Raw genomic sequence first — 22785 nt, 5'->3', positions numbered from 1 at the left:
GACATTTTCCGTTCGCTGGTGCGCACCTCCCCGTCATACGGCACCAGGAGGTCACCATGCCTACGTTCTTCGATTCGACTGCTGACGCCGCCGAGGCGTCCGAGGCCTTGCGCGGCCTCGCGCACGCGAGCCGGGGGTTCGATCAGCCCGCCGAGATGTATGGGGTGATCGGTGATCTGTCCTCGGGTATGCGCTCGCTGCGGCAGGCGCTCGACCAGGTCGCCGATGCCCATGAGCGCAAGGCTGCGCACGCGTTCAACGACGCCGGGAGCCACGAGGCGGGAGTGCGCGACGCTCTCGCCACTGCGGAGGAACTGCGTCAGGCGGCGAATCTCGTCGACCGGGCGTACGACCGGCTCGCGGAAGGGTCCATCGCCGCGGGGCGGATCGCGTGGCACCCGGAGCCCGCCGTCGAGAAGCCCGTGCCGTCGCGGTGGGTCAGTGTGGTGTTCCTCCAGGGCGAGGAGGCCGACCGGCCGTTGCGCATCCTCGGCGAGCTGGGGCATGTCGATGCGGTGGACTTCCTCGCGCAGTGGGACTACGGGGACGAGACCACGCAGGCCGCGCTGGAGAACGGGTATGTCTACGACGAGCCCGGTGAGGGAACGAACGACCGCGTGGCGCTCTCGGGCGACTACGCGCTCGTCGTGAACCCGCACGTCGGCTACGTCTCGCTGCTGCGCCGCTACACCGAACCAGAGGCAGAGCCCCAGGATGCCGAACAGGTCGAGTCCGCGCCGGTACAGGCCGGGCCGGAGTTGCTGGTGTCGTACTCGTCGCCGGGTGCCCCGAAGCGGGCCGACCTGCCCGCACCGACACGGGATGGGTCGTGGTTCGAGCCGGCCAAGATCACCGCAGTCAAGCAGGCGCGGGGGCTGGTGCTGTGACCGAGGATCGCGCGCGGCTGCACACCGCCGTTCTGGTGGCACCGTCGAAGGAGCGGCGGAAGCTCCGCAAGCAGCGCCGCAAGGCCGAGGCCCGACTCCACGCCGAGCAGCGAAGAACCGCGATCGCCGCAGCGAAGGCGAAGGCCGAGGAAGAGCGCGCCGAGCGCCGCGCCACTATCTACCTACCGAAGGCCGGCGAGCCCGGTGCCGCGAGGCTGCGCACCCCAGGTCGGTTCCATCTGACGCGGCATCAGGACACATCGGCGACGCTGGCGGGCGCGTACCCGTTCGTCGCTGAGGGTGGGCTCGGTGCCGATGGCGTGTTCGTCGGCCAGGACCTCTACTCGGGCGGGAGTTTCGTCTACGACCCGTGGGTGCTCTACGCGCGCGGGATCATTACCGCACCCAACGTGGTGCTGGCCGGGATCGTCGGCTCCGGCAAGTCATCGCTGGCCAAGTCTCTCTACACGCGGTCGCTGCCGTTCGGGCGGCGCGTGTACGTGCCCGGCGACCCGAAGGGCGAACACACCGCCGTCGCCAATGCTGTCGGTGGACGTGCCATCGTCCTCGGTCACGGACTCAACACTCGCCTGAATCCGCTCGATGAAGGCCACCGACCGAGCGGCCTGTCGGACGTGCAGTGGGCCTCGACCGTCGCGGCCCGGCGGCGTGACCTGATCGGCGCACTCGCGGAGACCGTGCTCGCGCGGGGATTGTCGCCGTTGGAGCACACCGCGATCGACATCGCCCTGACCCAGACGGTGCGGGAGAACGATGTGCCGATCCTGCCGATGGTCGTTGACCGCATCCTCGCCCCGAGCGCGGATGCCGACGGCCGGTTGGCCGAGGACGGCAGGCTCGTCGGCCACGCGCTGCGCCGTCTCGTGGCCGGCGACCTGGCCGGACTGTTCGATGGGCCTTCGACGGTCGCGTTCGACCCGTCGCTGCCGATGATCTCGCTCGATCTCTCGCGCGTCACCGAGAACTCGACGCTCATTTCGGTGTTGATGACGTGCTCGTCGGCGTGGATGGAGTCCGCGCTGCTCGACCCGAACGGTGGGCAGCGGTGGGTGATCTACGACGAGGCTTGGCGGCTCATGTCCCATCCCGCGCTGCTGCGGCGGATGGATGCGCACTGGCGACTCGCGCGGCACTACGGGATCGCGAACATGCTGATCTTCCACAAGCTCACCGACCTCGACAACGTGGGCGACCAAGGCTCAGCCATGCGCTCCCTGGCGAACTCACTACTCGCGAACGCGGAAACGCGGATCGTGTACCGGCAGGAGTCCGACCAGCTCGGACCGACCGCGACCGCCCTCGGTCTGACCGGCACGGAGCAGCAGCTCTTGCCGAACCTTGGCGTCGGCCAAGGGCTGTGGCGGATCAAGGCCAGGAGCTTCGTCTGCCAGCACCAACTCCACCCCGACGAACTCGCCCTGTTCGACACCAGCAGCCGCGCCGCAGGAGGACACCGATGAACCTCACCGGCCCGCGCCGATCCACCCCGAACGAAGACGATGCCACGGCTCCCGTCGAGCTGCCGCACGTCCTCGTCACCGTCGCCGCAGACGGCACCCTCACCGCCACGGTCGATGGAACACCGTTCGCGTCGCCGGACGCGGGCGACTGGACGCGCGCGACGTTCGGGCCGCTCATGGATGCCATCACCAACGACCGCACCATCGCAGTCCGAGTCGAGGTGCGCGAGAACGACGGCAGCGTCTTCACCGACATCCTCCGCACCCGCAAACCCCGACGCGCAGTCGCACCGTCCGAGACCCCTGCGCCGGAAACTCGTCGAAGTCGCCACGCCCGACGGGTGCCGCGCTTGGCTGAGGTCACCGCGGGCGGGTTCGTGCCTGGCGAGGATGTCGCTGTCGCGACGATCGTCTCCCACACCGACGCTACCGGGACCGGCGAAGCCCGGACGCTCATCGACCTCGACGACCTACCCGACGGCACACACGAGGTGATCCTGTTCGGGCGCATCTCGGGCACGCTCGCGGTGCGGCGGCTGACATGAACCAGCGGCAGGCCGGGGGCATGGGCGACGAACTCACCAATGCCGCCCTCATTGGGCTGATCGGCATGTTCGGGATCGCCCTCGTTCTCCGCGCCGGTGGCAGTGTCGCCGCGTTCCTCACCGGCACACCCCAGCCAGACGCCGGCGCAGCGGCGGGACTCGCCGTGCTGTTCAACCCCGGCGACCCGGCAACCGCGCTCGGTGCCGACGGTCTCAACCCGGTCGCCTACTGGCTCGTCAGCGCGGCACTGCTCGGCGGACTCGCTGCTGGGATCGTCTGGGTGTGGATCGTGCTGCGCCGCCACACGCGGAAGACAGAGACCGACCCGCACCGACTGGCGGGGATCGCGACCAGCCACGAGGTCAAGACCGCCGCATCCGCAAAGGCACTGCTTCACCGCGCGGCCACGCTGCGGCCCTCCTTGGACTCGCCAGCACCGCAGGATGTCGGCTACCTGCTGGGGGCGAGTCGTGGAACGAAGGTCTGGGCATCGGTCGAGGACTCGATCCTGCTGATCGGCCCACCCCGCTCAGGCAAGGGCCTACATGTCGTCATCAACGCGATCCTCGACGCACCCGGAGCGGTCGTCACCACCAGCACCAGGCCCGACAACCTCACCGCGACCCTCCGCGCCCGACGCCGCAGGGGCGGACCGGTCGCGGTGTTCGACCCGCAACACCTCGCCGAAGGCATCCCCGCCGGGCTGCGCTGGTCGCCCATTCGCGGCTGTGACGATCCGCTGACCGCGATGATCCGCGCTAACGGCCTCGCAGCCGCCACAGGACTCAGCGCCGGAGGGGTCGAGTCCGGCGGGTTCTGGGAAGGCAAAACCCGCACCGCACTCCAAAGCCTGCTGCATGCCGCCGCGCTCGACGGCCGCCAGCCAGCCGAGCTGTTCAGATGGACCCTCGACCCCAGCGCCGCGTCCGAAGCCGTCGCCATCCTCAACTCACACCCGAACGCCGCGATGGGCTGGGACGACTCACTGGCCGCGATGATCGACGCCGACCCCAAGACCCGCGACAGCATCTGGCAAGGCGTCTCCCTCGCACTCGCCGCACTCGCCGACCCGCGCGTACTCGATGCCGTCACGCCAGGCCCGCACGAGCACTTCGACCCCGAGACCTTCCTCACCGAACAAGGCACCCTGTACCTGCTCGCCACCGGAGCAGGAGCAGGAGCCTCGGCATCGCTGGTCGCGGCATTCGTCGAAGACCTCATCGAAACCGCCCGCCGACTTGCCGCCCGCTCGCCCGGAGCACGGCTCGACCCGCCGCTACTGCTCGCGCTCGACGAGATCGGGAATCTCGCCCCGCTGCCGTCACTTCCGACGCTCATGGCCGAAGGCGGTGGCACCGGGATCACGACAATGCCGGTCTTGCAGTCCCTCGCACAGGCTCGCGACAGGTGGAGTGAACACCAGGCCGGCGCGATCTGGGACGCTAGCATCGTCAAGATCATCCTCGGCGGCGCATCCAACAGCCGCGACCTCCAAGACCTCTCCACGCTCATCGGAGAGCGCGACGAGTACACCGACAGCGTGACCCTCGGCGACCACGGCACCCGCTCCAACCAGCGCTCGATCCGCCGCGTCCCGATCCTGCCGCCAGACCGCATCCGCACCCTGCCATTCGGCACCGGCATTGCGATGCTGCGCTCCGCGCCGCCCATCGTCACCGACCTCCGCGCCTGGCCGACTCGCCCCGATGCCGCGCAACTCCGCAGCGACCGCGACGAACTCGAAACACTGCTGCGCCACCGCCCCGTCACCTGACGCTGCGTCTGGGTGCCGAAGCGCACCTGCCTGACACAGCGGCCACACACGGCTGGTCGCCCGAGTTCAGGAGGACGCCATCATGGCCATTCGTACCCACCAGTCCATCTCCGGCTTTGTCGCCTCGGACCCGCAGCTCAGCTACACCGACCGCGGCGACGCACGGCTCTACATGAAGGTCGGCATCGAGCACTACCGCAAGGAGCCCGACAACTCCTTCACGCAACTGGAGACGACGTTCCACGACCTCATTGCGTATCGCGGTGCTGCCGAGCAGGGAGCCGAGCGGCTCGCCAAGGGCGACAACATCATCGCCGACGGACGGGTGCGCGACTACTCCTACGAGCGCAACGGCCAGCGGTACGAGGGCGAGGAGTTCATCGCGACGCGCATCGGACACGACCTCGCCCGCACCCGCTACGAGGTGGATCGCAGCGAACGCACTTCCGGCCGAGACGCCGCGGCGTTCACCGGACCTCAGCAGGCCGCGCCGTCCACCGCGGCTGCCATCGGAATGTGAGCGATCCCGCCATGAGCGATCAGTTCCACCCTGAGCACGACGACATGCCACCCGAGGCAGGTCTCGCGTCCCCGCGTTTCGACGTGCCCGAGCCGCCGCATCCGGTCAACTGGAATCTGCTGACCGCCAACGATCTCGAAGCCGAGTTGCTCGAACTGAACCGTTGGGTGGACTGGCTTCGCCACACCTACGGACTTCCGGCCAGCGTCGTTCCGCCCTACTGGCACCGTCACCCCGAGCTCCTCTGGGAACTGTCGGCGCTGCACCTGCACTGGCTGTGCGCATACGACCCCGAGCAGAATGGGTCGGCACCGCTCGGCTGGCACCGCGACTTCGCCGATGCCCGTGCCCGCCTTCGTGATTGGGTGTCGGCCTGCGGTACGCGGCTCGACCGAGACCGCCCGACTCGCCAGACGAGTTGGCCCGGTGAAGACCCCACTCAGCCCATCGAGGACTCACCGATCACGGATCGCGACGAAGACTTCGTTCGGTTCGTGATCGACATGGTGGATGCGCGCCAGGAAGCAGAGGATGCCTTCTTCGCGGGCATCGACCCGGAGACGGGCGAGGTGTGAATCGTGGCGCGCCGCTATGAACGGAAGACCGGGCAGCGTCAACAGAGCGAGCGCGAGCTGACGATCCGCGCCGAGTTCCACGAGCCGCCCGACCTGGACAAGCTCTGCGAGCTGCTGATCCGCCTGGCGCTCCAACAGTCGGGAGCGTGCCGTTCGGAGGGATCGACGCAACCGAAGCGCCCTCGTGCCTCCGCGAGCGCGTCGTCGTAGAATGGAGGCATCCGTCGCGGATGGCGGATGTTGTGGTCCTAGCGCTTCGCCGCCACGGCGAGGCAAAGTAAACGTGGCCGACTCGGCCTAGTCCTACAGCCTTCGGGCTCTTCTCACGATCAACATCCGCTCTCACAAGTCCGCGTCGGCAGGACCAGTGACTGTGGAGAAGAGCCATGACGATCATCGACGCGGACCGAACCGCGATAGACAGCCTCGTAGCGCCCACCCCGTTCCCCGGATCATTCGCCGTCTCCTACCTACGGGTCTCCACGAAGGAGCAGGCGGAGAAGGGCGGCCAGGCGGAGGGCTTCTCGATCCCGGCCCAGCGCGAGGCGAACCAGCGCAAGGCCGACCAGCTCGGAGCAACGATCATCGAGGAGTTCGTCGACGCGGGCGAGTCCGCGCGCAAGGCCGACCGGCCCGAACTGATGCGGATGATCCAGTACGTCGCGAAGCACAAGACGAACTACTGCATCGTCCACAAGGTCGACCGGCTCGCCCGCAACCGAGCCGACGACGTGACCATCCACCTCGCCCTCAAGGACGCCGGCGTCACGCTGGTGTCGGCCACGGAGAACATCGACGAGACCCCGTCCGGGATGCTGCTGCACGGCATCATGTCCTCGATCGCGGAGTTCTACTCCCGCAACCTCGCCACCGAGGTCGTCAAGGGTCTGTCGCAGAAGGCCGCGCAGGGCGGCACCGTGACGAAGGCACCCATCGGCTACCGCAACGTCGGCGTGCGCGACGAGTTCGGGCGGGAAGTACGCACCGTCGAGATCGACGAGGAGCGAGCCCCGTTGGTGCGGTGGGCGTTCCAGGTGTTCGCATCCGGCGACTGGACGACGAGCCAGCTTCACCAGGAGCTCGTAGCGCGCGGGCTCACGACAGCGGCGTCGCCGCGGCGACCGTCCCGACCCATCGGGAAGTCGTCGGTGCATCGGATGCTGACGAACCCGTACTACAAGGGCAGCGTCCGCTACCAGGGCGTGACCTATGCCGGAGCGCACGAGGCCATCGTCCCCAACGAGGTGTGGGACCAGGTGCAGACCATGCTCGGCACGCACCGCTCGGCAGCAGATGCAACGCAAGTCCACGAGCACTACTTGAAGGGGACGGTGTTCTGCGGCCAGTGCGGCTCGCGGCTACTGGTGTGCAACGCCAAGAGCAGCCAGGGCACGATCTACCCGTACTTCGTGTGCGCGAGCAGGCATGGTGGCAGAGGCGACTGCACCCGGCAGGCGATGCTCATCGAGCAGGTCGAACGGCTCATCGAGCGCTTCTATGCCAAGGTGCAGCTCGATCCCGAGACGACGCAGGCGGTCTCGGCGATGATCCATGCCCGGTTCGACGAGATGATGGCCGAAGGAGCCGCCGAACTTGCCGACCTCGCGTCCCGGAGAACCCAACTCGAAGGCGAGCAGCAGAAGTTGCTGCAAGCCCACTACGCCGGAGCCATCCCGCTCGACCTGCTCAAGAAGGAGCAGGACCGGATCACCGCGTCGTTGGAGACCATCGAGCACCGGATCACCGCTCACCACGGCCACTATGCCGACGCGCGGGCGAACCTCGACGACTCGCTGAAACTGCTGTCCAACGCAGCCGACCTCTACGAGCACGCCGACGACGCGAACCGCCGACTGTGCAACCAAGCACTGTTCAGGGCGATCTACATCGACGAGGACAACGACGTGCGCGTCGGCTACCGGAACCCGTATGACGGACTGAGCCTCTCCGGCCTCCACGCCGACGCCCTGAGCTGGGCCGCCGAGGCGAAGAGAATGGGCCAGGCGCGAACCGCGACCAAGGGTGGCCCCTTGGTCGCAAGTTCACACCTGACCCGTTTGGGGTGAGTAACGGGACTTGAACCCGCGACATCCGCGACCACAACGCGGCGCTCTACCAGCTGAGCTATACCCACCACACAGCCTGCACCTCGGCGCAGACAGCAAGATACATATTAACGTCCCGCACTGCGGTGGGGCAAACGCACAGGCGGTCAGGTGCATAATGAGACGCAGATCTCCTGACGTGCAACGATTCCGTAGAGATGTATAACGGTTTCGGAAAAGCGGTGGGAGGCCCCATCCTCATTCACTAGGATTGTCACCGCCCTGCCGTCGACTTCCCAAGGACCCCTGGTACATGCCACGTGCGCTGATCTCTGTCTCCCAGGACGGGTACACCTACCTGTCCCTCGATGGGGCGACGAGTCGCTACTCGGACACGGGCCAGGCGATGACCTACCTCGGCGACTATGCCCGCGCCACCGAGACTCCGGTGTCGGTGACCATCGACAACGGCGACCAGGGCGTCGACGTCGAAATCGATGCCGCAGGCCGGATCGTCCCCGCCCAGAGCACTGCGCCGAAGGAGCCCGCACCTGCCGCGACGGCCGAGGCCGCGGCTCCCGGTGCCTCCGCACCTGCCCCGACCTCACAGCCCGACCAGCCGACCCCGGCTGCCCAGTCGACCACGCCTGCTCAGTCGACCCCGACCGAACCGGCTGCTCAGGAGACCGACCCGACCACAACCTCGGCGAGCGGAGTCTCCCCCTCCTCCGAGACTGCGGCGGACGCGGCACCGGCGGCGGCCATGGGCACGGACCCCGCACCGACGACCGGCGCGGACGCCGGGCGTGCGCCGGAGTCCACCGAGGCGGCCGCCGGGGAGGAGTACCCACTCGGCACCCCGTACTCGGGACCGGCAGCCCAGACCCCGCCCACGCAGAAGCCGAGGCAGAAGCCCGCGCGGAAGCGTCCAGCGGGCAGGAAGCAGCGCCGACTCGGACGCCTCACCGTGCCCGGCCTCGTCCTCATCGGCATCGCGATCCTCATGATCGGCGCCTTCGTCATCCCCAACATCGTCCCCACCAGCGCCCCCGAATCCCCACAGACGATCAACTCGGACCAGCAGCTCGACGCCGCCTCCGATCTCACCGTGGAGACGACCGACGACATCGTCCCGACGTTCGAGAACACACCGACGTGGGAAGCGAAGATCCCCGGCAGCGCCTCGGTGACGGCGTCGGATCGCGGCGTGCTCGTCGTCGACGGCGACAAGCTCGAAGTCCTCGACTCAGCCACCGGTGCGGTGCGCTACTCGGGCACGGTCGATCAGGCGCCGACCTTCGCCGTCGACACGAGGATCGGGGGCCGAGCAGCCCTGCTCTGGCAGGTCGGCGACTCCGCACAGGCGCTCTTCGACGGCGAATCCACCCCGAAGTCCTACAGCCTGCCCCCGAACACCCGGATCTCCTCGGCGGGCACGAGCGTGCTCGTCAAGTCCGGCAACCGCCTCGCGACCTTCGGCGAGGACGGGCTCATCGACGTGCCCACCCCGGAGAGCGGGTCGACGCCGATGGCGGTGGAGAACGGGGAGCTCTACAGCGCCGACTTCGACGGGCCGGTGGTGGCGACGAACATCGAGTCCGGCGACAAACGCGACATCGACCTCGAAGCCCCTGCCGACGGTCTCCGGATCATCAAATGGATCTCGGCCGGGCACGGCAAAGTCATCGCCCTATGGGGCGAGCAGGGGGCGTCGACGAACAGCGGGCACCGCATCCAGCTCGTCGTCCACTCCCTCGACGACGGCTCGATCCTCTCGACGGTGACGACGACGACGGACATCGTCGGCGAGATGTCGTGGGTCCGCGGCCAAGGCGGACAGCGGGCCTACATCGGACCCTACCTCTTCGACCTCGAGACCGGTCTCCTGCTCGCCGACACGACACGCGCCGACGTCAACCTCTCCGAACCGCGGGGAACGATCGTTCCGTGCACGATCGACAACGAGGCGGCGTGCCTCATCGCCGGCCAGACCGCGTACCGCAGCGACACCCGCCTCCTCGCCGTCACCGACAACGGCAACCAGGCGATCGTCGACGGCGTCGACTCGACGATCCGGGCCTATCCGAAGCGCCCGCAGACCGCGAACGGATGAGCGGAGCTTTAAGAGCGCACGCCGAGCCACTATGATTGTGGCCGTCGTGCCGTGACGTCATGTCCCCTTGACGGGCCGATGACCGGCAACCCCGACCGAAGGATCCCAGTGCCGATCACCACACGAGAGTTCAGCCGCACCGCGGCCGCTTTCGGCACTGCGCTTGCCCTCGCGGCCCTGCCCCTGACCGTCGGCTCCCCCGTCGCTGCCTCCCCCTCCCCCTCTCCGACCCCCACCGCCGAGGCGACCGCCGACTCGAGTGCGACCGCGGGGTCCGAGGCGAGCGCGGAGTCCGGGGCGAGCGCCGACTCCTCGAGCGACGGCACGGCCGACGCCGGCAGCGATCCCATCGCCGATGACGGCGACGCGAACGCCGAGGGGTCGGACAACGCCGGCTCCGACGCCGACGGGTTCAAGGGCGACGAAGCCTGCGAGAACCCCGAAGAGGCCACCGGCGACGAGCCCTGCGTGGCGGCGACCGTCCCTCTCATCGCGACCTGGGACGGGAAGGCCAAGACCCTCAAGCTTCCGACGACGAACTCCGATCCTACGACGAATATGCCCGTCAGCTGGGTCGGTGCCCGGTTCGCAGGCCCGAAGCCGGAAAGTGTTCCCGCCCAGCAGTCCGCGGAGTCGGGAACCTCCGATGCGGAGACCGATTCCTCGGATACCACCTCCGGTTCCGGATCGGATTCGACGGGCGATGCCTCCGGAACCGAGAGCCCTGCCGACGCCGACTCGACCGGGGAGACCGACGACAGCGGCAACCCCATCGACGTGCGGGCACCGGAGGTCCCGACGGAGTTCTCCCTCAACTCGGACGGCTACGTCACCCTGCCCGGTTCCTCGGAGCGCTACACCTTCAGCGGCTTCACCTCGAACCCGAACTGGAAGTTCGAGGTCGACAACGGCACCATCGTCGTCCGCGGCACCCCGTACACGGACTCCGGCGACTCCGCGGATTCGGACTCGAACGGCTCGGCGAGCGGCGGGTCCGGATCCGACGGCGGAGGCTCGTCCACCTCGGCGGATGCCAACGCCCCAAGCGATTCCGAGGGCGGATCGTCGGGATCGGGATCCGGATCGGGCGCCTCGGCGGACTCCGGATCGCGAGCCGACGGCTCGGGCGGATCGTCGAGCCGCGCGAATGCCGACGCCTCCTCCGAAGGCGCCTCGAACCCGACGGGCAACGGCGACGACAGCGGGGGGTCGACACGTGCCGGCTCCGACACCGACGGCTCCGGCACCCAGGGCTCGGACTCCGCGGACGGCGAGTCCGAGGACGGACGCACGACGGAGGCTCCCTCGACGGGCAACGGGTCCGGCCCCGGGCGCGACGTCATCCCGGGCGACACCGGTGCCGACTGGCTGCCGGGCGCGACCGGCGAGGGCCCGCACCCCGACTACTCGGACCCTGTCCCGCGCAACCCCGACTCCCCCACCCCCGATGACGACACCGACCTCATCACCGGTGGCGATCAGCCGGCACCGCGCGGCAACAACCAGGCCTCGTCGTCGTTCGGCGAGTCGTTCGTCTCGACGATCGTGAGCTCGTGGCCGGTTCTCGTCCTCGCCGCCTTCGGCATGGGGGCCGTCGGCTTCATCCTCTTCCTCGTCGGCCGGCGCAGTCGGCGCGACGAGACGGCCTGACCCTCCCACCGCCTCAGCGGGGGCGGCGAACTTCGAGGTCGGGCACGCAGCTCGCGGGGAATCCGGGGGGCGTCGAACTGACACTGCGAGAACTCAGCGGCTAAGCTTGGCGGCAGGGCCTGTGACTGCCGGTCACAGGCGGACATGCACGTGCGATCCGGAGGATGCGACCCGATGACAGACAACGTCTACACCTCAGATGTGACCGTCGACAATGCGACAGCCGCGCAGCTGTCGGAGTCGATCCGCCTGCGCGAGGAGCGCCTCTCGGAGAACATCGACGAACTGGTGGGACGCCTCCACCCCAAGGTCCTCCTCACCCGCGCCGTCAACAAGGCGAAGTCGACCGTCATCGAAGAGGACGGGTCCCCGAAGCCCGAGGCCATCGCCCTCGGCGCCGGCACCGTGCTCGGCATCGCCGCCCTCGTCGTCGGGTTCTCCGGTCGAGACCGGCGTGGCTGACTCCGCTCTTCCGATCCGAATGCTCCATGACCGGATCCTCATCGACCCCGGTGAGGAGGCCGGCGAACGCAAGTCCGCGGCGGGGATCGTCATCCCCGCGACCGCGACGATGGGCAAGCGCCTCGTCTGGGGCGAGGTCGTCGCCGCTGGTCCGCATGTGCGGCAGGCCGACCTCGGCGACACCGTCCTCTACGATCCCGAGGACCGCGCCGAGGTGGAGCTCGAGGGGCAGGCGTATGTGCTCCTGCGGGAGCGCGACGTCCACGCGATCTCCGAACCCGCCGAGCAGTCGAGCGCGGGAATGTACCTCTGACCTGCGATCTCAGTCACAAAACCGCATAATGGCCCGTCTCGGTTTGCACGAGCGCCGCGCCCCTGAGTAGTATTAATTCTCGTTGCGCGGCACGTGCGACAGGCGCCTCTAGCTCAATTGGCAGAGCAACTGACTCTTAATCAGTGGGTTCCGGGTTCAAGTCCCGGGGGGCGCACCAGCCAAGAACCGCCGTTCGGATCATCCGGACGGCGGTTCTTTCGCATTCTCAGTCGACTGCGGACGCAGGTGCGGGCCTCACCCCTGGCCGGCGCGGGCGTAGGCGCCGAGAACCTGCCGTTCGGAATCGCCGAGGTAGTTCCCGAGCAGCGTCGAGGCGGCCGCGGGGCCGTCGCCGAGGTAGGTCTCATAGACCTCCTCGTTCCGCTCGACGAAGGGCGCGTGGAGGAAATCGAGGAGTTCGACCTTGAGGAAGGCCAGCCGCAGCTCGGCGAGGACATGACCGAAGGACCGCATGAGGCGGACGCTGTCAGAGAGCGCGACGACGCCGTTGTGGAACGCCATGTTCGCCGTGCCCACCTGGAGCCAGTCCCCCGCGTCGGCGGCGGCCTTCGCCTCCTCGATCGCCCGGAGCATGTCCGCGGCCCGCGGATGGTTGCGGGGCGCGTGGGCGAGCACGGTGCACTCGACGGTCCGGCGCACCCGGTAGATGTCGATGACATCGGCCGTGGACGGCGAGGCGACCGAGACGCCGCGGTTGGGAACATGGTCGACGAGCCCCTGCTCCCCGAGCACCCGGAACGCCTCGCGCAGCGTGTTCCGGGAGACGTCGAACTCCTTCGCCAGCGCCGCCTCGGACAGCCGGGCGCCGGGACGGAGCTCACCGGCGATGAGGCGATCGGTGAGCCGATTGACCAGGGAGGATTCGTGATTCACATCTCCATCCTAGTGACCGCGCAGCGAAGCACGTTGGACGGGGCGACAATTCGCCCTGATGTGTCGACCGCCGCCGTTGACGATTCTGTGATCCACGTCTACTCTTGTTGAACAATCGTTGGTAGATTGTTTACTAATTCAGCGGACAGCGCGTGAAGCAGGACACAGCAGTCGTCCTTCGCCGACGTCCGAGCGCACCATCGACCACACACCGCGACACCTCATCGGAGAGCCCATGTCACACACGCCCGTCTCGCCCCCACCCGACCAGGAGAGTCCGCTCGGCCGGCAGCACGAGAAGATCAGCCGCAGTGCCATCGTCGGTGCGATCTTCCTCATGGCCACCTCGGCGATCGGTCCGGGATTCATCACCCAGACGGCGACGTTCACCGCGCAGATGGGGGCGGCGTTCGCCTTCGCGATCCTCATCTCGATCCTCATCGACATCGCCATCCAGCTCAACATCTGGCGGATGATCACCTCGTCGGGCAAACGCGCAGCCCAGCTCGCCTCGTCCGCGGTGCCCGGCTCCGGCATCCTGCTCTCGATCCTCATCGTGATCGGCGGCCTCGCCTTCAACATCGGCAACATCGCCGGCGGTGGTCTCGGCCTCAACGCCCTCCTCGGCATCGATCCGAAGCTCGGCGGCCTGCTCACCGGTGTCCTCGCGATCGGGATCTTCCTCTTCAAGCGCGCCGGCAAGGTCGTCGACACCGTCGTCCTCATCCTCGGCGTCGGCATGATCGTCCTCACCGTCATCGTCGCCGTCGTCTCCCAGCCGCCCGTCGGTGAGGCCCTGCGCCAGTCCTTCTTTCCCGACACGATCAACTTCGCGACGATCACGACGATCGTCGGCGGCACCGTCGGCGGCTACATCACCTACTCCGGCGCCCACCGCTACCTCGACTCCGGCAAGACCGGCCCGGAGAACGCACCGGCGGTCATGCGCTCGGCGCTCTCGGGCATCGTTGTCACCGGCATCATGCGCTACGTCCTCTTCCTCGCGATCTTCGGCGTCGTCGCCTCCGGCGTCGTCCTCGACCTCGAGAGCCAGGTCGCCAACCCCGCCGGTCAGGCCTTCGCCGCCGTCCTCGGCGACGCCGGCATCCGGATCTTCGGGGCGATCTTCTGGGCAGCGGCACTGAGCTCGGTCATCGGGGCGGCCTACACCTCGGCGACGTTCCTCTCCGCGTTCTCGAAGAAGCTCGCCGGCGGCTGGCCGCTGCAGCTGGCCACGGTCGCCTTCATCGTCGTCTCGCTCGTCGTCTACCTCATCGTCGGTACCGCACCGGCGACCCTGCTCGTCTTCGTCGGCGGGTTCAACGGCCTCATCCTGCCCATCGGCCTGACGATCTTCATGTACATCGGCTGGTTCCGCCCGAACCTCCTGCGCACCGACTCGTACCCGAAGTGGTTGCTCGTCCTCGGCACGGCGGCGACACTGGTGTCCTGGTACATGGCCGTCCAGTCGGTCGGCCCCATCTTCGCGATGATCGGAATCGGAGCCTGAGAATGACCACAACCCAGCACGCACCCACGATCGACCTCAACTCCGACCTCGGGGAGAACGTCCCCGACCGCATCGTCAGCGACGATGAGGCGATGCTCGGCGTCGTCACCAGCGCGAACGTCTCCTGCGGGTTCCACGCCGGCAGTCCTGAGGGGATTCGGGCCACCCTCGCCGAGGCGACCGACCGGGGCGTCGTCATCGGCGCCCACCCCGGCTACGACGACTACGAGGGCTTCGGTCGCCGCGCCCTCGACGTGCCCGCGGCGACCCTGCAGGCCCAGGTCGAGTACCAGATCGGTGCGCTCATCGGCCTGGCCACCGCGGTCGGCAGCACGGTCGCCTACGTCAAACCCCACGGGGGTCTCTACAACGCGATCGTCCACGACGAAGCGCAGGCGAGGATCGTCGCCGAGGCGGTCAAAGCCGTCGACCCGAACCTGACCTTCCTCGGCCTCGCCGGCAGCGTGTCCAACCGGGTCGCCGCCGAGGTGGGACTGACCGTCGCCGCCGAAGCCTTCGCCGACCGCGCCTACAACCCCGACGGCTCGCTCGTCTCCCGCACCGAAGCTGGCGCTGTCCTCGACGACCCGGCGCTCGTTGCAGCCCGGGTCCTCCGCCTCGTCGAGACCGGGCAGATCGAGGCGATCGACGGCAGTGTCATCACCGTCGACGCCCAATCGATCTGCTTCCACGGGGATTCGAAGGGCTCGATCGAGATGGCGCAGGCCTCCCGCGCCGTCCTCGAGGAGGCCGGCGTCGTCATCGCTCCGTTCGCCGGTGCGCGGTCGTGACCGGCGCCGCCGCCCGCGAGCGCATCCGTCACGGCTTCACCGGCCCTACCTCGGGGATGGCGCCGGGATTCGTCCAGGCCAATCTCATCGCCGTCCCCGCCGACTGGGCCTTCGACGTCCTCCTCTTCGCCCAGCGCAACCCGAAGCCGTGCCCGATCGTCGACGTCCTCGAACCGGGACAGGTCGAATCGGCGCTCGCGAAGGGCAGCGACCTACGCACGGACCTCCCCCGCTACCGGGTGTGGGAGCACGGTGAGCTCACCGGGGAGATCGACGACGCCACCGAGATCTGGGCCGAGCACCCCGACCTCGTGTCCTTCCTCATCGGGTGCAGCTTCACGTTCGAGACCGGACTCCTCGACGCGGGCATCCCCATCCGCCACCAGGACGCCGGGCGCAACGTCCCGATGTACCGGACGTCGACCCGATGCCGACCGGCCGGCCGGATCGCCGGCGACATGGTCGTCTCAATGCGCCCGATCCCCGCCCATCAGGTCGCCGAGGCGGTGCGCATCACCGACCGCTTCCCCGCCGTCCACGGCGCTCCCGTCCACATCGGCGACCCCGCGGCGATCGGCATCACCGACCTCGACTCCCCCGACTTCGGCGATGCCCCGGTCATGGCCGAAGGCGACATCCCCGTCTTCTGGGCGTGCGGAGTCACCCCGCAGGTCGCCATTGCCGAATCGGCGCCGCCCTTCGCCCTCACCCACTCCCCCGGGCGGATGTTCATCACCGACGCCCCCGAAAGCGACTACCGCCAGTGACCGAATTCCACACGGCCTCCCGGCAGCACCTCCTCGTCGAGTGCGCCGACCTCACCGCGACCATGCGCCTCCACCACAGCCTCGAGACCGCGGGGCTGCCCGGCGTCGTCGAACTCGTGCCGGCCGCCCGCACCGTGCTCGTCCGCTTCGACCCGGGACGCACCTCGGCGCGGGAGCTCAAGGAGACCATCCGCGGTCTCGACCTCAGCTCTGGAGGCGAGGACGATGCCCGCACCGTGACCATCGACGTCCGCTACGACGGGGAGGACCTCGCCGAGGTGGCCGACCTCCTCGACGTCTCCCCCGCCGAGGTGGTCGCCCGCCACCAGCGGGCCCGCTGGCAGGTCGCGTTCTCCGGGTTCGCCCCCGGCTTCGGATATCTCGCCGGCGACGACCCGCTCTTCGACGTGCCCCGCCGCTCAAACCCCCGCACCCGGGTCCCCGTCGGCTCCGTCGGTCTCGCCGGGGAGTTCACCGGGGTCTACCCACGCAGCTCCCCCGGAGGATGGCAGCTTATCGGCCGCACCGACGCGCGGCTGTGGGACCTCGACCGGGACCCGCCTGCGCTCTTCGTCCCCGGCACCCTCGTGACCTTCCGCGAGGCCGAACGGGAGAGCGTGCGCATCGGGGGCGCGGGCGCCGAACCGACCGCGGACTCGACGGAGACTGTCACCGACTCCGACTCCGGATCCGGCTCAGCCTCGGCGACGCACTCCCTCACCGTCGTCCAACCGGGACTCCAGCTCCTCGTCGAGGACCTCGGGCGGCCCGGGTTCGCCTCGATGGGCGTCTCGAGCGCGGGAGCCGCGGACCGGGCGGCCCTGCGGGAGGCCAACCGCCTCGCCGGCAACGCCGAGGACACCGCAGCCCTCGAGAGCCTCGGCGGAACCGTCCTCGACATCACCGGCGACGGTGTCGCCGCGGTGACCGGGGCCGAGGGGCCGATCACGCTCACCGGCGCGAACGGGGTCGTCCACCGGCCCGAAGTCGGGGAGGCGTTCTCCCTCGTCGACGGCGACCGCCTCGAGATCGGGGCGAGCGAGCGTGGGCTGCGCCGGTACCTCAGCGTCCGCGGCGGATTGGCGGTGACCACCGCGCTCAGCAGTGCCTCGAGTGACACCCTCGGGCACCTCGGACCCGCAGCGCTCACGGCCGAGGACACGATCGGACTCCACGGGCCCGCCAACGCACCGTTCCTCGTCGATCCCGGCCCCCGCCTCGGCGAGGGTAGGCACCTGCCGACACCGGGTGAGGTCGTCGAACTCACGGTCACCCTGGGACCGCGCGATGACTGGTTCACCCCCGCGGGGGTCGCCACCCTCTTCGACCAGGAGTGGACGGTCACCCACGAATCCGACCGGGTCGGCCTGCGGCTGAGCGGGGACGTTCCGCTCGAGCGGGCACGGACCGGGGAGCTGCCGAGCGAGGGCGCGGTCACCGGTGCCCTGCAGGTGCCGCCGAACGGTCAGCCCGTGCTCTTCGGCCCCGACCATCCGCTCACCGGCGGCTATCCGATCATCGGCAGCGTCGACGACACCGACCTCGCAGCCCAGCTCGCCCCGGGGGTCCGGATCCGCTTCCGGCGTTCGGATTCGGGTCCTGCCGACACTGCCGCCACCGTCGACTCCACCACCACCGACGAAAGCTGAACCATGTCGAGAATCCTCATCGCCAACCGCGGCGAGATCGCCGTGCGCGTCATCCGCGCCTGCGCCCAGAACGGGCACACCTCCATCGCCGTCTACGCCGATCAGGACGCCAACGCCCTGCACACGCAGCTCGCCGATGTCGCGATCGCCCTGCCCGGGACGACCGCCGCCGAGACCTACCTCAGCATCGAGGCGATCATCGCAGCCGCCCGGCAGGCCGGTGCCGACGCCGTCCATCCCGGCTACGGGTTCCTCTCGGAGAACGCCGACTTCGCCGCCGCCGTCGAGGACGCCGGGATGATCTGGATCGGACCGACCCCGGACTCGATCACCGCGCTCGGGGACAAGGTCACCGCCCGGCAGCTCGCCCAGAAGGCCGGGGCACCGCTCGCGCCGGGAATCGACCGGCCGCTGCGCGACGCCGCTGAGGTCGAGGAGTTCGCCGCCGAGCACGGCCTGCCCATCATCATCAAGGCCGCCCACGGCGGGGGTGGTCGCGGGATGAAGATCGTCCGCGAGATCTCCGACGTCGCCGGGGCCTTCGAATCGGCGACCCGGGAGGCCATCGAGGCGTTCGGTCGTCCCGAATGCTTCGTCGAGAAGTTCCTCGAACACCCCCGCCACGTCGAGGTCCAGGTCGTCGGCGACGGAAGGGGCACGGTCGTCGCCGTCGGCGACCGGGACTGTTCGGCCCAGCGGCGCAACCAGAAGCTCGTCGAGGAGGCTCCTGCCCCGAACCTCTCGGAGGAGCAGCGCGAACGCCTCCAGCGCTCGGCCGAGGCGATCTGCGCCGAGGTCGACTACCGAGGCGCCGGCACCGTCGAGTTCCTCCTCGCCGCCGACGGGACGATGACGTTCCTCGAGGTCAACACCCGGCTCCAGGTCGAACACCCCGTCACCGAGGCGGTCACCGGGGTCGACCTCGTCACCGAGCAGTTCCGCATCGCCTTCGGCGAGGGGCTGTCCCTGTCGGCGACCCCCGAGGTCAGCGGACACGCGATCGAACTGCGGATCAACGCCGAGGATCCCGGCCGCGGCTTCCTCCCCACGCCCGGGCGCATTGAGACCCTCACCGTCCCCGGCGGGCCCGGGGTGCGCTGGGACTCCGGGGTCCGTGCCGGTGACACCGTCCAGCCTGCCTTCGACTCCCTCTTCGCGAAGCTCATCGTCCACGGACCCGACCGGGCCACGACGATCGCGCGAACGATCACCGCGGCCACCGAGCTCGACGTCGTCGGTCCGGCCACCGTGCTCCCGTGCTCGCTGGCGATCCTCCGCCACCCGGCCTTCGCCGGGGAGAGCCTCGGCATCGACACGCAGTGGATCGAATCCCAGCTGCTGCCCGAGTTCGCCCCGCAGGAGAGGCCCGCGCCCGTATCGGGCGACGGGATCACCCGCGTCGACATCGAGATCGACGGGAAGCTCACGACACTCGGCCTGCCCGACGCGCTGCTCGCAGCACTCGGGTCGGTCGGCGGGACCGCCTCGGCGGGGACCGGAGAGGACGGGGACCGCGCCGAGGGATCAGTGGCCTCGGACGACGGATCGACTGCGGTGACCGCGCCTGTGCCCGGCAGCCTCGTCGACTTCCTCGTTGATGACGGCGCCGAGGTGGCCGAAGGCGACGAGGTCGCCGTGCTCTCGGCGATGAAGATGGAGACCCGGGTGCAGGCGGGAGCCGCGGGCACGCTCACCCATGACGCGTCGGTCGGCGACGTCGTCGTCGTCGGGGAGGCCATCGCCCGGATCCGGTGAGGTCGGATGGGCAGAGTCCGTCCCGGCGGGTGCCGAGTCCTTCCCGGCCGATAGAGTGGACGGAAACGTCAGCATCATGAAGAGGAGACCTCATGCCACGTCTGTCAGTCGGCGACACCGCCCCGGACTTCACGCTCGTCGATCAGGACGGGAAGTCCGTGAGCCTCAGCGACTTCCGCGGGAAGCGGGTCGTCGTCTACTTCTACCCGGCGGCGATGACGCCGGGCTGCACGACGGAGGCGTGTGACTTCCGCGATTCGCTCTCCGCGCTGACGAGCGCCGGTCTCGTCGTCCTCGGCGTCTCCCCCGATTCGCCGGAGAAGCTCAAGAAGTTCGAGGAGAAGGAAGGACTGACCTTCGAGCTGCTCTCCGATCCGGACAAGGCGATGATGGACGAGTGGGGCGCGTTCGGCGAGAAGAAGAACTACGGCAAGGTCGTCCAGGGCGTCATCCGCTCGACCGTCGTCGTCGACGCCGAAGGCAAGGTCGAACTCGCCCAGTACAACGTCAAGGCCACCGGTCACGTCGGAAGGTTGCGCAAGGCGCTCGGCATCGACGCCGCCTGAGCGGCCGCTCGCCCGCGAGCTCGGGCTTTCGGCCGCCTGCCCGCGTCCTGCTAGGCTTGATGCGGCCACGCGCGAGTGGCGGAATTGGTAGACGCGCTGGATTTAGGTTCCAGTGTCTTCGGACGTAGGGGTTCAAGTCCCCTCTCGCGTACGCAGTCTGTGCCGCGACACCGATCGGTGTCGCGGCACAGTGTCGTTCAGGCCCCGCCTGTGACCGCCCGGGCCGTCGTCGGCGGGGCACCGACCGAGGCGACGGGGATGTCGGCCGCCGGCTCCGCCGTGAGGTGGGCGGTGAGCATCCGGTCGAGGACGAACCAGCGGATGGCCTCCCGGTCGCGACTGTGGGCGACGAGAAACCACCGACTCTGCGTGTGTGCGAGGAAGATCGGATCGACCCGATGCGCCGACTCGCGCCCGTTCCGATCGCGGTAGCGCAGAGACAGCACTCTCCGTTCCTCGAGCGACCGTTCGACGGCCCTCCTCACCTGCGGTGATCCCGGTTCATCGGCATGATCGATCCAGATCCGCGCGCCGAGGCGGTCCGACCGCTCCCGTGTGCGTGCGTCCATCACCGCCTGGACCTTCGCCAGCGCCGCCCGAGCGTCGCCGTCGAAGGGCTGACCACGATGGGCGGCGACGGCAGCGGCGAGCCCCGAGGCCTCAGCCTCGGTGAAGTTGACCGGCGGCAGGGTCGCCGCCGCGTCGACGGCGTACCCGCCGCCCGGGCCCGGCTGCGCCCAGACAGGGAAACCACCCTGTTGCAGGCTCGAGATGTCGCGTTTGATCGTGCGCACGCTCACCTCGAAGATCTCCGACAGCCGCTCCGCCGTCCGACCCGCCGAACCGGCCCGGCGCAGCTCCTCGCGCAGGGCGTAGAGACGATCGATGCGATTCATGGATAAATGGTGACATACCAGTGACATCGGAGTCGGTCATGATGGTTCCATGAATACGCACTCGCAGTCACTTCTCCTCCTCTCCGGCGCCGGACCTCCCCTCGTGGATCTGGGATCAGGCCCGCGACCACCTCGGCGAGGAGATGACCTCCGTCGTCGCCCCACGCCCCACCTCGGAATCCGCGCGTCTGCGCGACTACGCCGAGGCGGCTATCGCCGCGATGCCGACCGAGCAGGTCGTCCTCGTCGGCCATTCGGCCGGCGGCGTCGTCGCCTCGGAGATCGCCCGCCTCGCTCCCGAACGGGTCGCCGGCTTCCTCGCGGTGAGCGCGATCGTGCCGCCGGCCGGTGGGTCGTTCGTCTCCGCAATGCCCGCGCCCAACCGGTGGGTGCTCGGCGCGGCGATGAGGTTCGCCGGGACCAGGCCGCCCGAGTCGGCCATCCGGAAGAACCTCGCCAGCGGCCTCGACGGTGAGATCGTCGACCGTCTCATCAGCGACTTCACCCCCGAACCCCAGGCCTACTATCGCGATCACCTCAGCCCGGGCACGTGGAGCGCACCCCGTGGATACGTGATGTCGACGACCGATAAGGAGCTGCCGCCGGCGCTGCAGAAGCGCTTCGCGGCGAACCTCGGCGGCGAGTGGACACGGGAGCTGACCACCGGGCACGTGCCCATGCTCGAGGATCCCGCCGGACTCGCCACCGCCATCACCGCCTTCGTCGACACGCTGCCGCGTAAGACGACCGGCCCCGAGTGATTCGTCAGCAGCGCAACATCGCCCTCACCCTGCGCAGAACGCGGACGGATTGTTCTTCCACTTGTCGCCGCGCTGCTTTCAGGTCCTTGCCATTTCGCCGGATCCAGTCGCTCTTGGCCGCTGCCGTTTTCACACCTCCCGCACTTCAGTGGTGTGCAGGACGTCGACACGGACCTGGTCCAGGCACATGAGAATGTGGTCGGCGGTGAGGACGGCAACGATCATGTTCGCAGCACGCGGCCTGACCCGGGAGAGTTACTGTGAACTATAAGTGGAGAACCAAGTACGGCTGGTCTCCCACGCAAACAGCCCCCGGGGCTGGTCGTTCTACACGAGATGACGCTAATTACGTCGTTTCGACGGGAAATTCTCCATGTCGATCACGATCGGTTCGTAATCGTCAATGCGATGCTCGACCTCATCGCTGGAGGACGTGTCCCAGTCTTCGTGATGATCCTCGAGGATTCGGTTTGCGATCAGCGCGAGCGCTGCATGCTGTCGTCCACGGCTGTTTCCCATCGCGACGACCGCGTCAGAACTATTCGCCTCGACTTCGTCTGCAAGTTCACGAACGTCGATACTGAAACTGACAATTGAGCCTTCGTTGTCACGCATTGGGAATGTCATTTCGGTGCCATGAACTTCAACGTCGCCTACTGCACCTACCATGTCAGCCAGCCGCCCGGCGAGAACGTAGTCAAGGTCGTGGATCTTCTCAGTCATCAGCACTTCTTTGCAGGGAATGATGTAACCACGTTCTTCCCTCGGTACGAGACTGGCACATTGGTCGTGAACGTGTCGTAGGTCTTGCCGTTGTACTTCAACTCTAC

22 protein-coding genes and 3 tRNA genes are annotated in these 22785 nt (G+C 68.6%); 21 read left to right on the top strand and 4 right to left on the bottom strand.

The features are described from left to right. Positions 1–56: 56 nt before the first annotated feature. From AACX88_RS06430 to AACX88_RS06395, 8 genes are all read left to right on the top strand, one after another. The gene (locus tag AACX88_RS06430; RefSeq protein ID WP_144589006.1) at positions 57–887 is read left to right on the top strand and encodes a hypothetical protein; all 831 of its coding nucleotides are present in this window, start codon (positions 57–59) and stop codon (positions 885–887) included. Beyond that, a complete protein-coding gene (locus AACX88_RS06425) occupies positions 884–2368 on the top strand; it encodes an ATP-binding protein (protein ID WP_144589008.1) in 1485 nt (494 codons plus the stop codon). The genes AACX88_RS06430 and AACX88_RS06425 overlap by 4 nt, the downstream gene beginning before the upstream one ends. Beyond that, entirely contained in the window at positions 2365–2913 is a 549-nt protein-coding gene (locus tag AACX88_RS06420; RefSeq protein ID WP_026926262.1) for a hypothetical protein, read from the top strand. Before AACX88_RS06425 ends, AACX88_RS06420 begins: the two co-directional genes overlap by 4 nt. Further along, complete coding sequence (locus AACX88_RS06415) at positions 2910–4688, top strand: type IV secretory system conjugative DNA transfer family protein (RefSeq protein ID WP_144589010.1); 1779 nt, start codon at positions 2910–2912, stop codon at positions 4686–4688. The genes AACX88_RS06420 and AACX88_RS06415 overlap by 4 nt, the downstream gene beginning before the upstream one ends. A gap of 82 nt (positions 4689–4770) precedes the next feature. Then, entirely contained in the window at positions 4771–5208 is a 438-nt protein-coding gene (locus AACX88_RS06410; protein WP_026926260.1) for a single-stranded DNA-binding protein, read from the top strand. Between the two features lie 11 nt (positions 5209–5219). Next, a complete protein-coding gene (locus AACX88_RS06405) occupies positions 5220–5783 on the top strand; it encodes a hypothetical protein (protein WP_374935762.1) in 564 nt (187 codons plus the stop codon). A 3-nt stretch (positions 5784–5786) separates the two neighbouring features. Then, positions 5787–5993 (top strand): hypothetical protein, encoded by a 207-nt coding sequence (locus AACX88_RS06400; RefSeq protein ID WP_144589011.1) that lies wholly within the window; start codon positions 5787–5789, stop codon positions 5991–5993. Between the two features lie 176 nt (positions 5994–6169). Next, positions 6170–7849, top strand: coding sequence for a recombinase family protein (locus tag AACX88_RS06395; RefSeq protein WP_144589013.1), 1680 nt, complete (start codon positions 6170–6172; stop codon positions 7847–7849). Here the strand turns inward: AACX88_RS06395 and AACX88_RS06390 are convergent. Further along, positions 7842–7917, bottom strand: a tRNA-His gene (locus AACX88_RS06390). The genes AACX88_RS06395 and AACX88_RS06390 overlap by 8 nt on opposite strands. A 224-nt stretch (positions 7918–8141) precedes the next feature. Here AACX88_RS06390 and AACX88_RS06385 point away from each other — a divergent pair. The 5 genes from AACX88_RS06385 to AACX88_RS06365 all read left to right on the top strand — a co-directional run bounded on the left by AACX88_RS06385 (position 8142) and on the right by AACX88_RS06365 (position 12544). Further along, a complete protein-coding gene (locus tag AACX88_RS06385) occupies positions 8142–9941 on the top strand; it encodes a hypothetical protein (protein ID WP_063249118.1) in 1800 nt (599 codons plus the stop codon). Positions 9942–10049: 108 nt separating this feature from the next. After that, positions 10050–11591, top strand: coding sequence for a hypothetical protein (locus tag AACX88_RS06380; protein ID WP_339392226.1), 1542 nt, complete (start codon positions 10050–10052; stop codon positions 11589–11591). A 174-nt stretch (positions 11592–11765) separates the two neighbouring features. Next, positions 11766–12053, top strand: a complete 288-nt coding sequence (locus AACX88_RS06375) for a DUF3618 domain-containing protein (RefSeq protein WP_009379411.1) — start codon at positions 11766–11768, stop codon at positions 12051–12053. Beyond that, on the top strand, positions 12046–12366 hold the full coding sequence (locus AACX88_RS06370; RefSeq protein ID WP_009379413.1) for a GroES family chaperonin: 321 nt from the start codon (positions 12046–12048) through the stop codon (positions 12364–12366). The genes AACX88_RS06375 and AACX88_RS06370 overlap by 8 nt, the downstream gene beginning before the upstream one ends. Positions 12367–12468: 102 nt before the next feature. Next, positions 12469–12544: transfer RNA gene (locus AACX88_RS06365), tRNA-Lys, on the top strand. Positions 12545–12621: 77 nt separating this feature from the next. Here AACX88_RS06365 and AACX88_RS06360 read toward each other — a convergent pair. After that, positions 12622–13260 (bottom strand): GntR family transcriptional regulator, encoded by a 639-nt coding sequence (locus tag AACX88_RS06360; RefSeq protein WP_009379415.1) that lies wholly within the window; start codon positions 13258–13260, stop codon positions 12622–12624. A gap of 235 nt (positions 13261–13495) precedes the next feature. On the opposite strand from AACX88_RS06360, the gene AACX88_RS06355 reads away from it, so the two are divergent. The 7 genes from AACX88_RS06355 (at position 13496) to AACX88_RS06325 (ending at position 20449) form a co-directional block, all read left to right on the top strand. After that, positions 13496–14770, top strand: a complete 1275-nt coding sequence (locus tag AACX88_RS06355; RefSeq protein WP_201672006.1) for an NRAMP family divalent metal transporter — start codon at positions 13496–13498, stop codon at positions 14768–14770. 2 nt (positions 14771–14772) lie between these two features. Then, positions 14773–15561 (top strand): LamB/YcsF family protein, encoded by a 789-nt coding sequence (locus tag AACX88_RS06350; protein ID WP_095376002.1) that lies wholly within the window; start codon positions 14773–14775, stop codon positions 15559–15561. After that, the gene (locus AACX88_RS06345; protein WP_095376003.1) at positions 15558–16328 is read left to right on the top strand and encodes a putative hydro-lyase; all 771 of its coding nucleotides are present in this window, start codon (positions 15558–15560) and stop codon (positions 16326–16328) included. The genes AACX88_RS06350 and AACX88_RS06345 overlap by 4 nt, the downstream gene beginning before the upstream one ends. Further along, a complete protein-coding gene (locus AACX88_RS06340; protein WP_339392225.1) occupies positions 16325–17977 on the top strand; it encodes a 5-oxoprolinase subunit B/C family protein in 1653 nt (550 codons plus the stop codon). Before AACX88_RS06345 ends, AACX88_RS06340 begins: the two co-directional genes overlap by 4 nt. Positions 17978–17980: 3 nt before the next feature. Continuing rightward, positions 17981–19732, top strand: a complete 1752-nt coding sequence (locus AACX88_RS06335; RefSeq protein WP_339392224.1) for an acetyl/propionyl/methylcrotonyl-CoA carboxylase subunit alpha — start codon at positions 17981–17983, stop codon at positions 19730–19732. Positions 19733–19824: 92 nt separating this feature from the next. Continuing rightward, positions 19825–20298, top strand: coding sequence for a thioredoxin-dependent thiol peroxidase (gene bcp / locus AACX88_RS06330; RefSeq protein WP_101624893.1), 474 nt, complete (start codon positions 19825–19827; stop codon positions 20296–20298). A gap of 69 nt (positions 20299–20367) precedes the next feature. Further along, positions 20368–20449 (top strand) — tRNA-Leu (locus AACX88_RS06325). A gap of 46 nt (positions 20450–20495) precedes the next feature. Here the strand turns inward: AACX88_RS06325 and AACX88_RS06320 are convergent. Then, positions 20496–21194 (bottom strand): helix-turn-helix transcriptional regulator, encoded by a 699-nt coding sequence (locus AACX88_RS06320; protein WP_339392223.1) that lies wholly within the window; start codon positions 21192–21194, stop codon positions 20496–20498. A 53-nt stretch (positions 21195–21247) separates the two neighbouring features. On the opposite strand from AACX88_RS06320, the gene AACX88_RS06315 reads away from it, so the two are divergent. Further along, positions 21248–21955 (top strand): alpha/beta fold hydrolase, encoded by a 708-nt coding sequence (locus AACX88_RS06315; protein ID WP_339392234.1) that lies wholly within the window; start codon positions 21248–21250, stop codon positions 21953–21955. Between the two features lie 342 nt (positions 21956–22297). Here AACX88_RS06315 and AACX88_RS06310 read toward each other — a convergent pair whose 3' ends face one another. Beyond that, positions 22298–22678, bottom strand: coding sequence for a hypothetical protein (locus AACX88_RS06310; protein WP_063249129.1), 381 nt, complete (start codon positions 22676–22678; stop codon positions 22298–22300). Between the last annotated feature and the right edge of the window lie 107 nt (positions 22679–22785).

The organism is Brevibacterium metallidurans, from assembly GCF_037101285.1.
Classification (GTDB): domain Bacteria; phylum Actinomycetota; class Actinomycetes; order Actinomycetales; family Brevibacteriaceae; genus Brevibacterium; species Brevibacterium metallidurans.
This window is presented reverse-complemented; position numbering and strand designations above follow the sequence as displayed.

What these genes read in the sequence shown, in the direction of transcription:
- AACX88_RS06405 (WP_374935762.1), top strand. Translation starts at nt 5,220, where the DNA reads ATGAGCGATCAGTTCCACCCTGAGCACGACGACATGCCACCCGAGGCA.
- AACX88_RS06375 (WP_009379411.1), top strand. Translation starts at nt 11,766, where the DNA reads ATGACAGACAACGTCTACACCTCAGATGTGACCGTCGACAATGCGACA.
- AACX88_RS06395 (WP_144589013.1), top strand. Translation starts at nt 6,170, where the DNA reads ATGACGATCATCGACGCGGACCGAACCGCGATAGACAGCCTCGTAGCG.
- AACX88_RS06420 (WP_026926262.1), top strand. Translation starts at nt 2,365, where the DNA reads ATGAACCTCACCGGCCCGCGCCGATCCACCCCGAACGAAGACGATGCC.
- AACX88_RS06415 (WP_144589010.1), top strand. Translation starts at nt 2,910, where the DNA reads ATGAACCAGCGGCAGGCCGGGGGCATGGGCGACGAACTCACCAATGCC.
- AACX88_RS06355 (WP_201672006.1), top strand. Translation starts at nt 13,496, where the DNA reads ATGTCACACACGCCCGTCTCGCCCCCACCCGACCAGGAGAGTCCGCTC.
- bcp (WP_101624893.1), top strand. Translation starts at nt 19,825, where the DNA reads ATGCCACGTCTGTCAGTCGGCGACACCGCCCCGGACTTCACGCTCGTC.
- AACX88_RS06350 (WP_095376002.1), top strand. Translation starts at nt 14,773, where the DNA reads ATGACCACAACCCAGCACGCACCCACGATCGACCTCAACTCCGACCTC.
- AACX88_RS06410 (WP_026926260.1), top strand. Translation starts at nt 4,771, where the DNA reads ATGGCCATTCGTACCCACCAGTCCATCTCCGGCTTTGTCGCCTCGGAC.
- AACX88_RS06320 (WP_339392223.1), bottom strand. Translation starts at nt 21,194, where the DNA reads ATGAATCGCATCGATCGTCTCTACGCCCTGCGCGAGGAGCTGCGCCGG.
- AACX88_RS06335 (WP_339392224.1), top strand. Translation starts at nt 17,981, where the DNA reads ATGTCGAGAATCCTCATCGCCAACCGCGGCGAGATCGCCGTGCGCGTC.
- AACX88_RS06430 (WP_144589006.1), top strand. Translation starts at nt 57, where the DNA reads ATGCCTACGTTCTTCGATTCGACTGCTGACGCCGCCGAGGCGTCCGAG.
- AACX88_RS06385 (WP_063249118.1), top strand. Translation starts at nt 8,142, where the DNA reads ATGCCACGTGCGCTGATCTCTGTCTCCCAGGACGGGTACACCTACCTG.
- AACX88_RS06310 (WP_063249129.1), bottom strand. Translation starts at nt 22,678, where the DNA reads ATGACTGAGAAGATCCACGACCTTGACTACGTTCTCGCCGGGCGGCTG.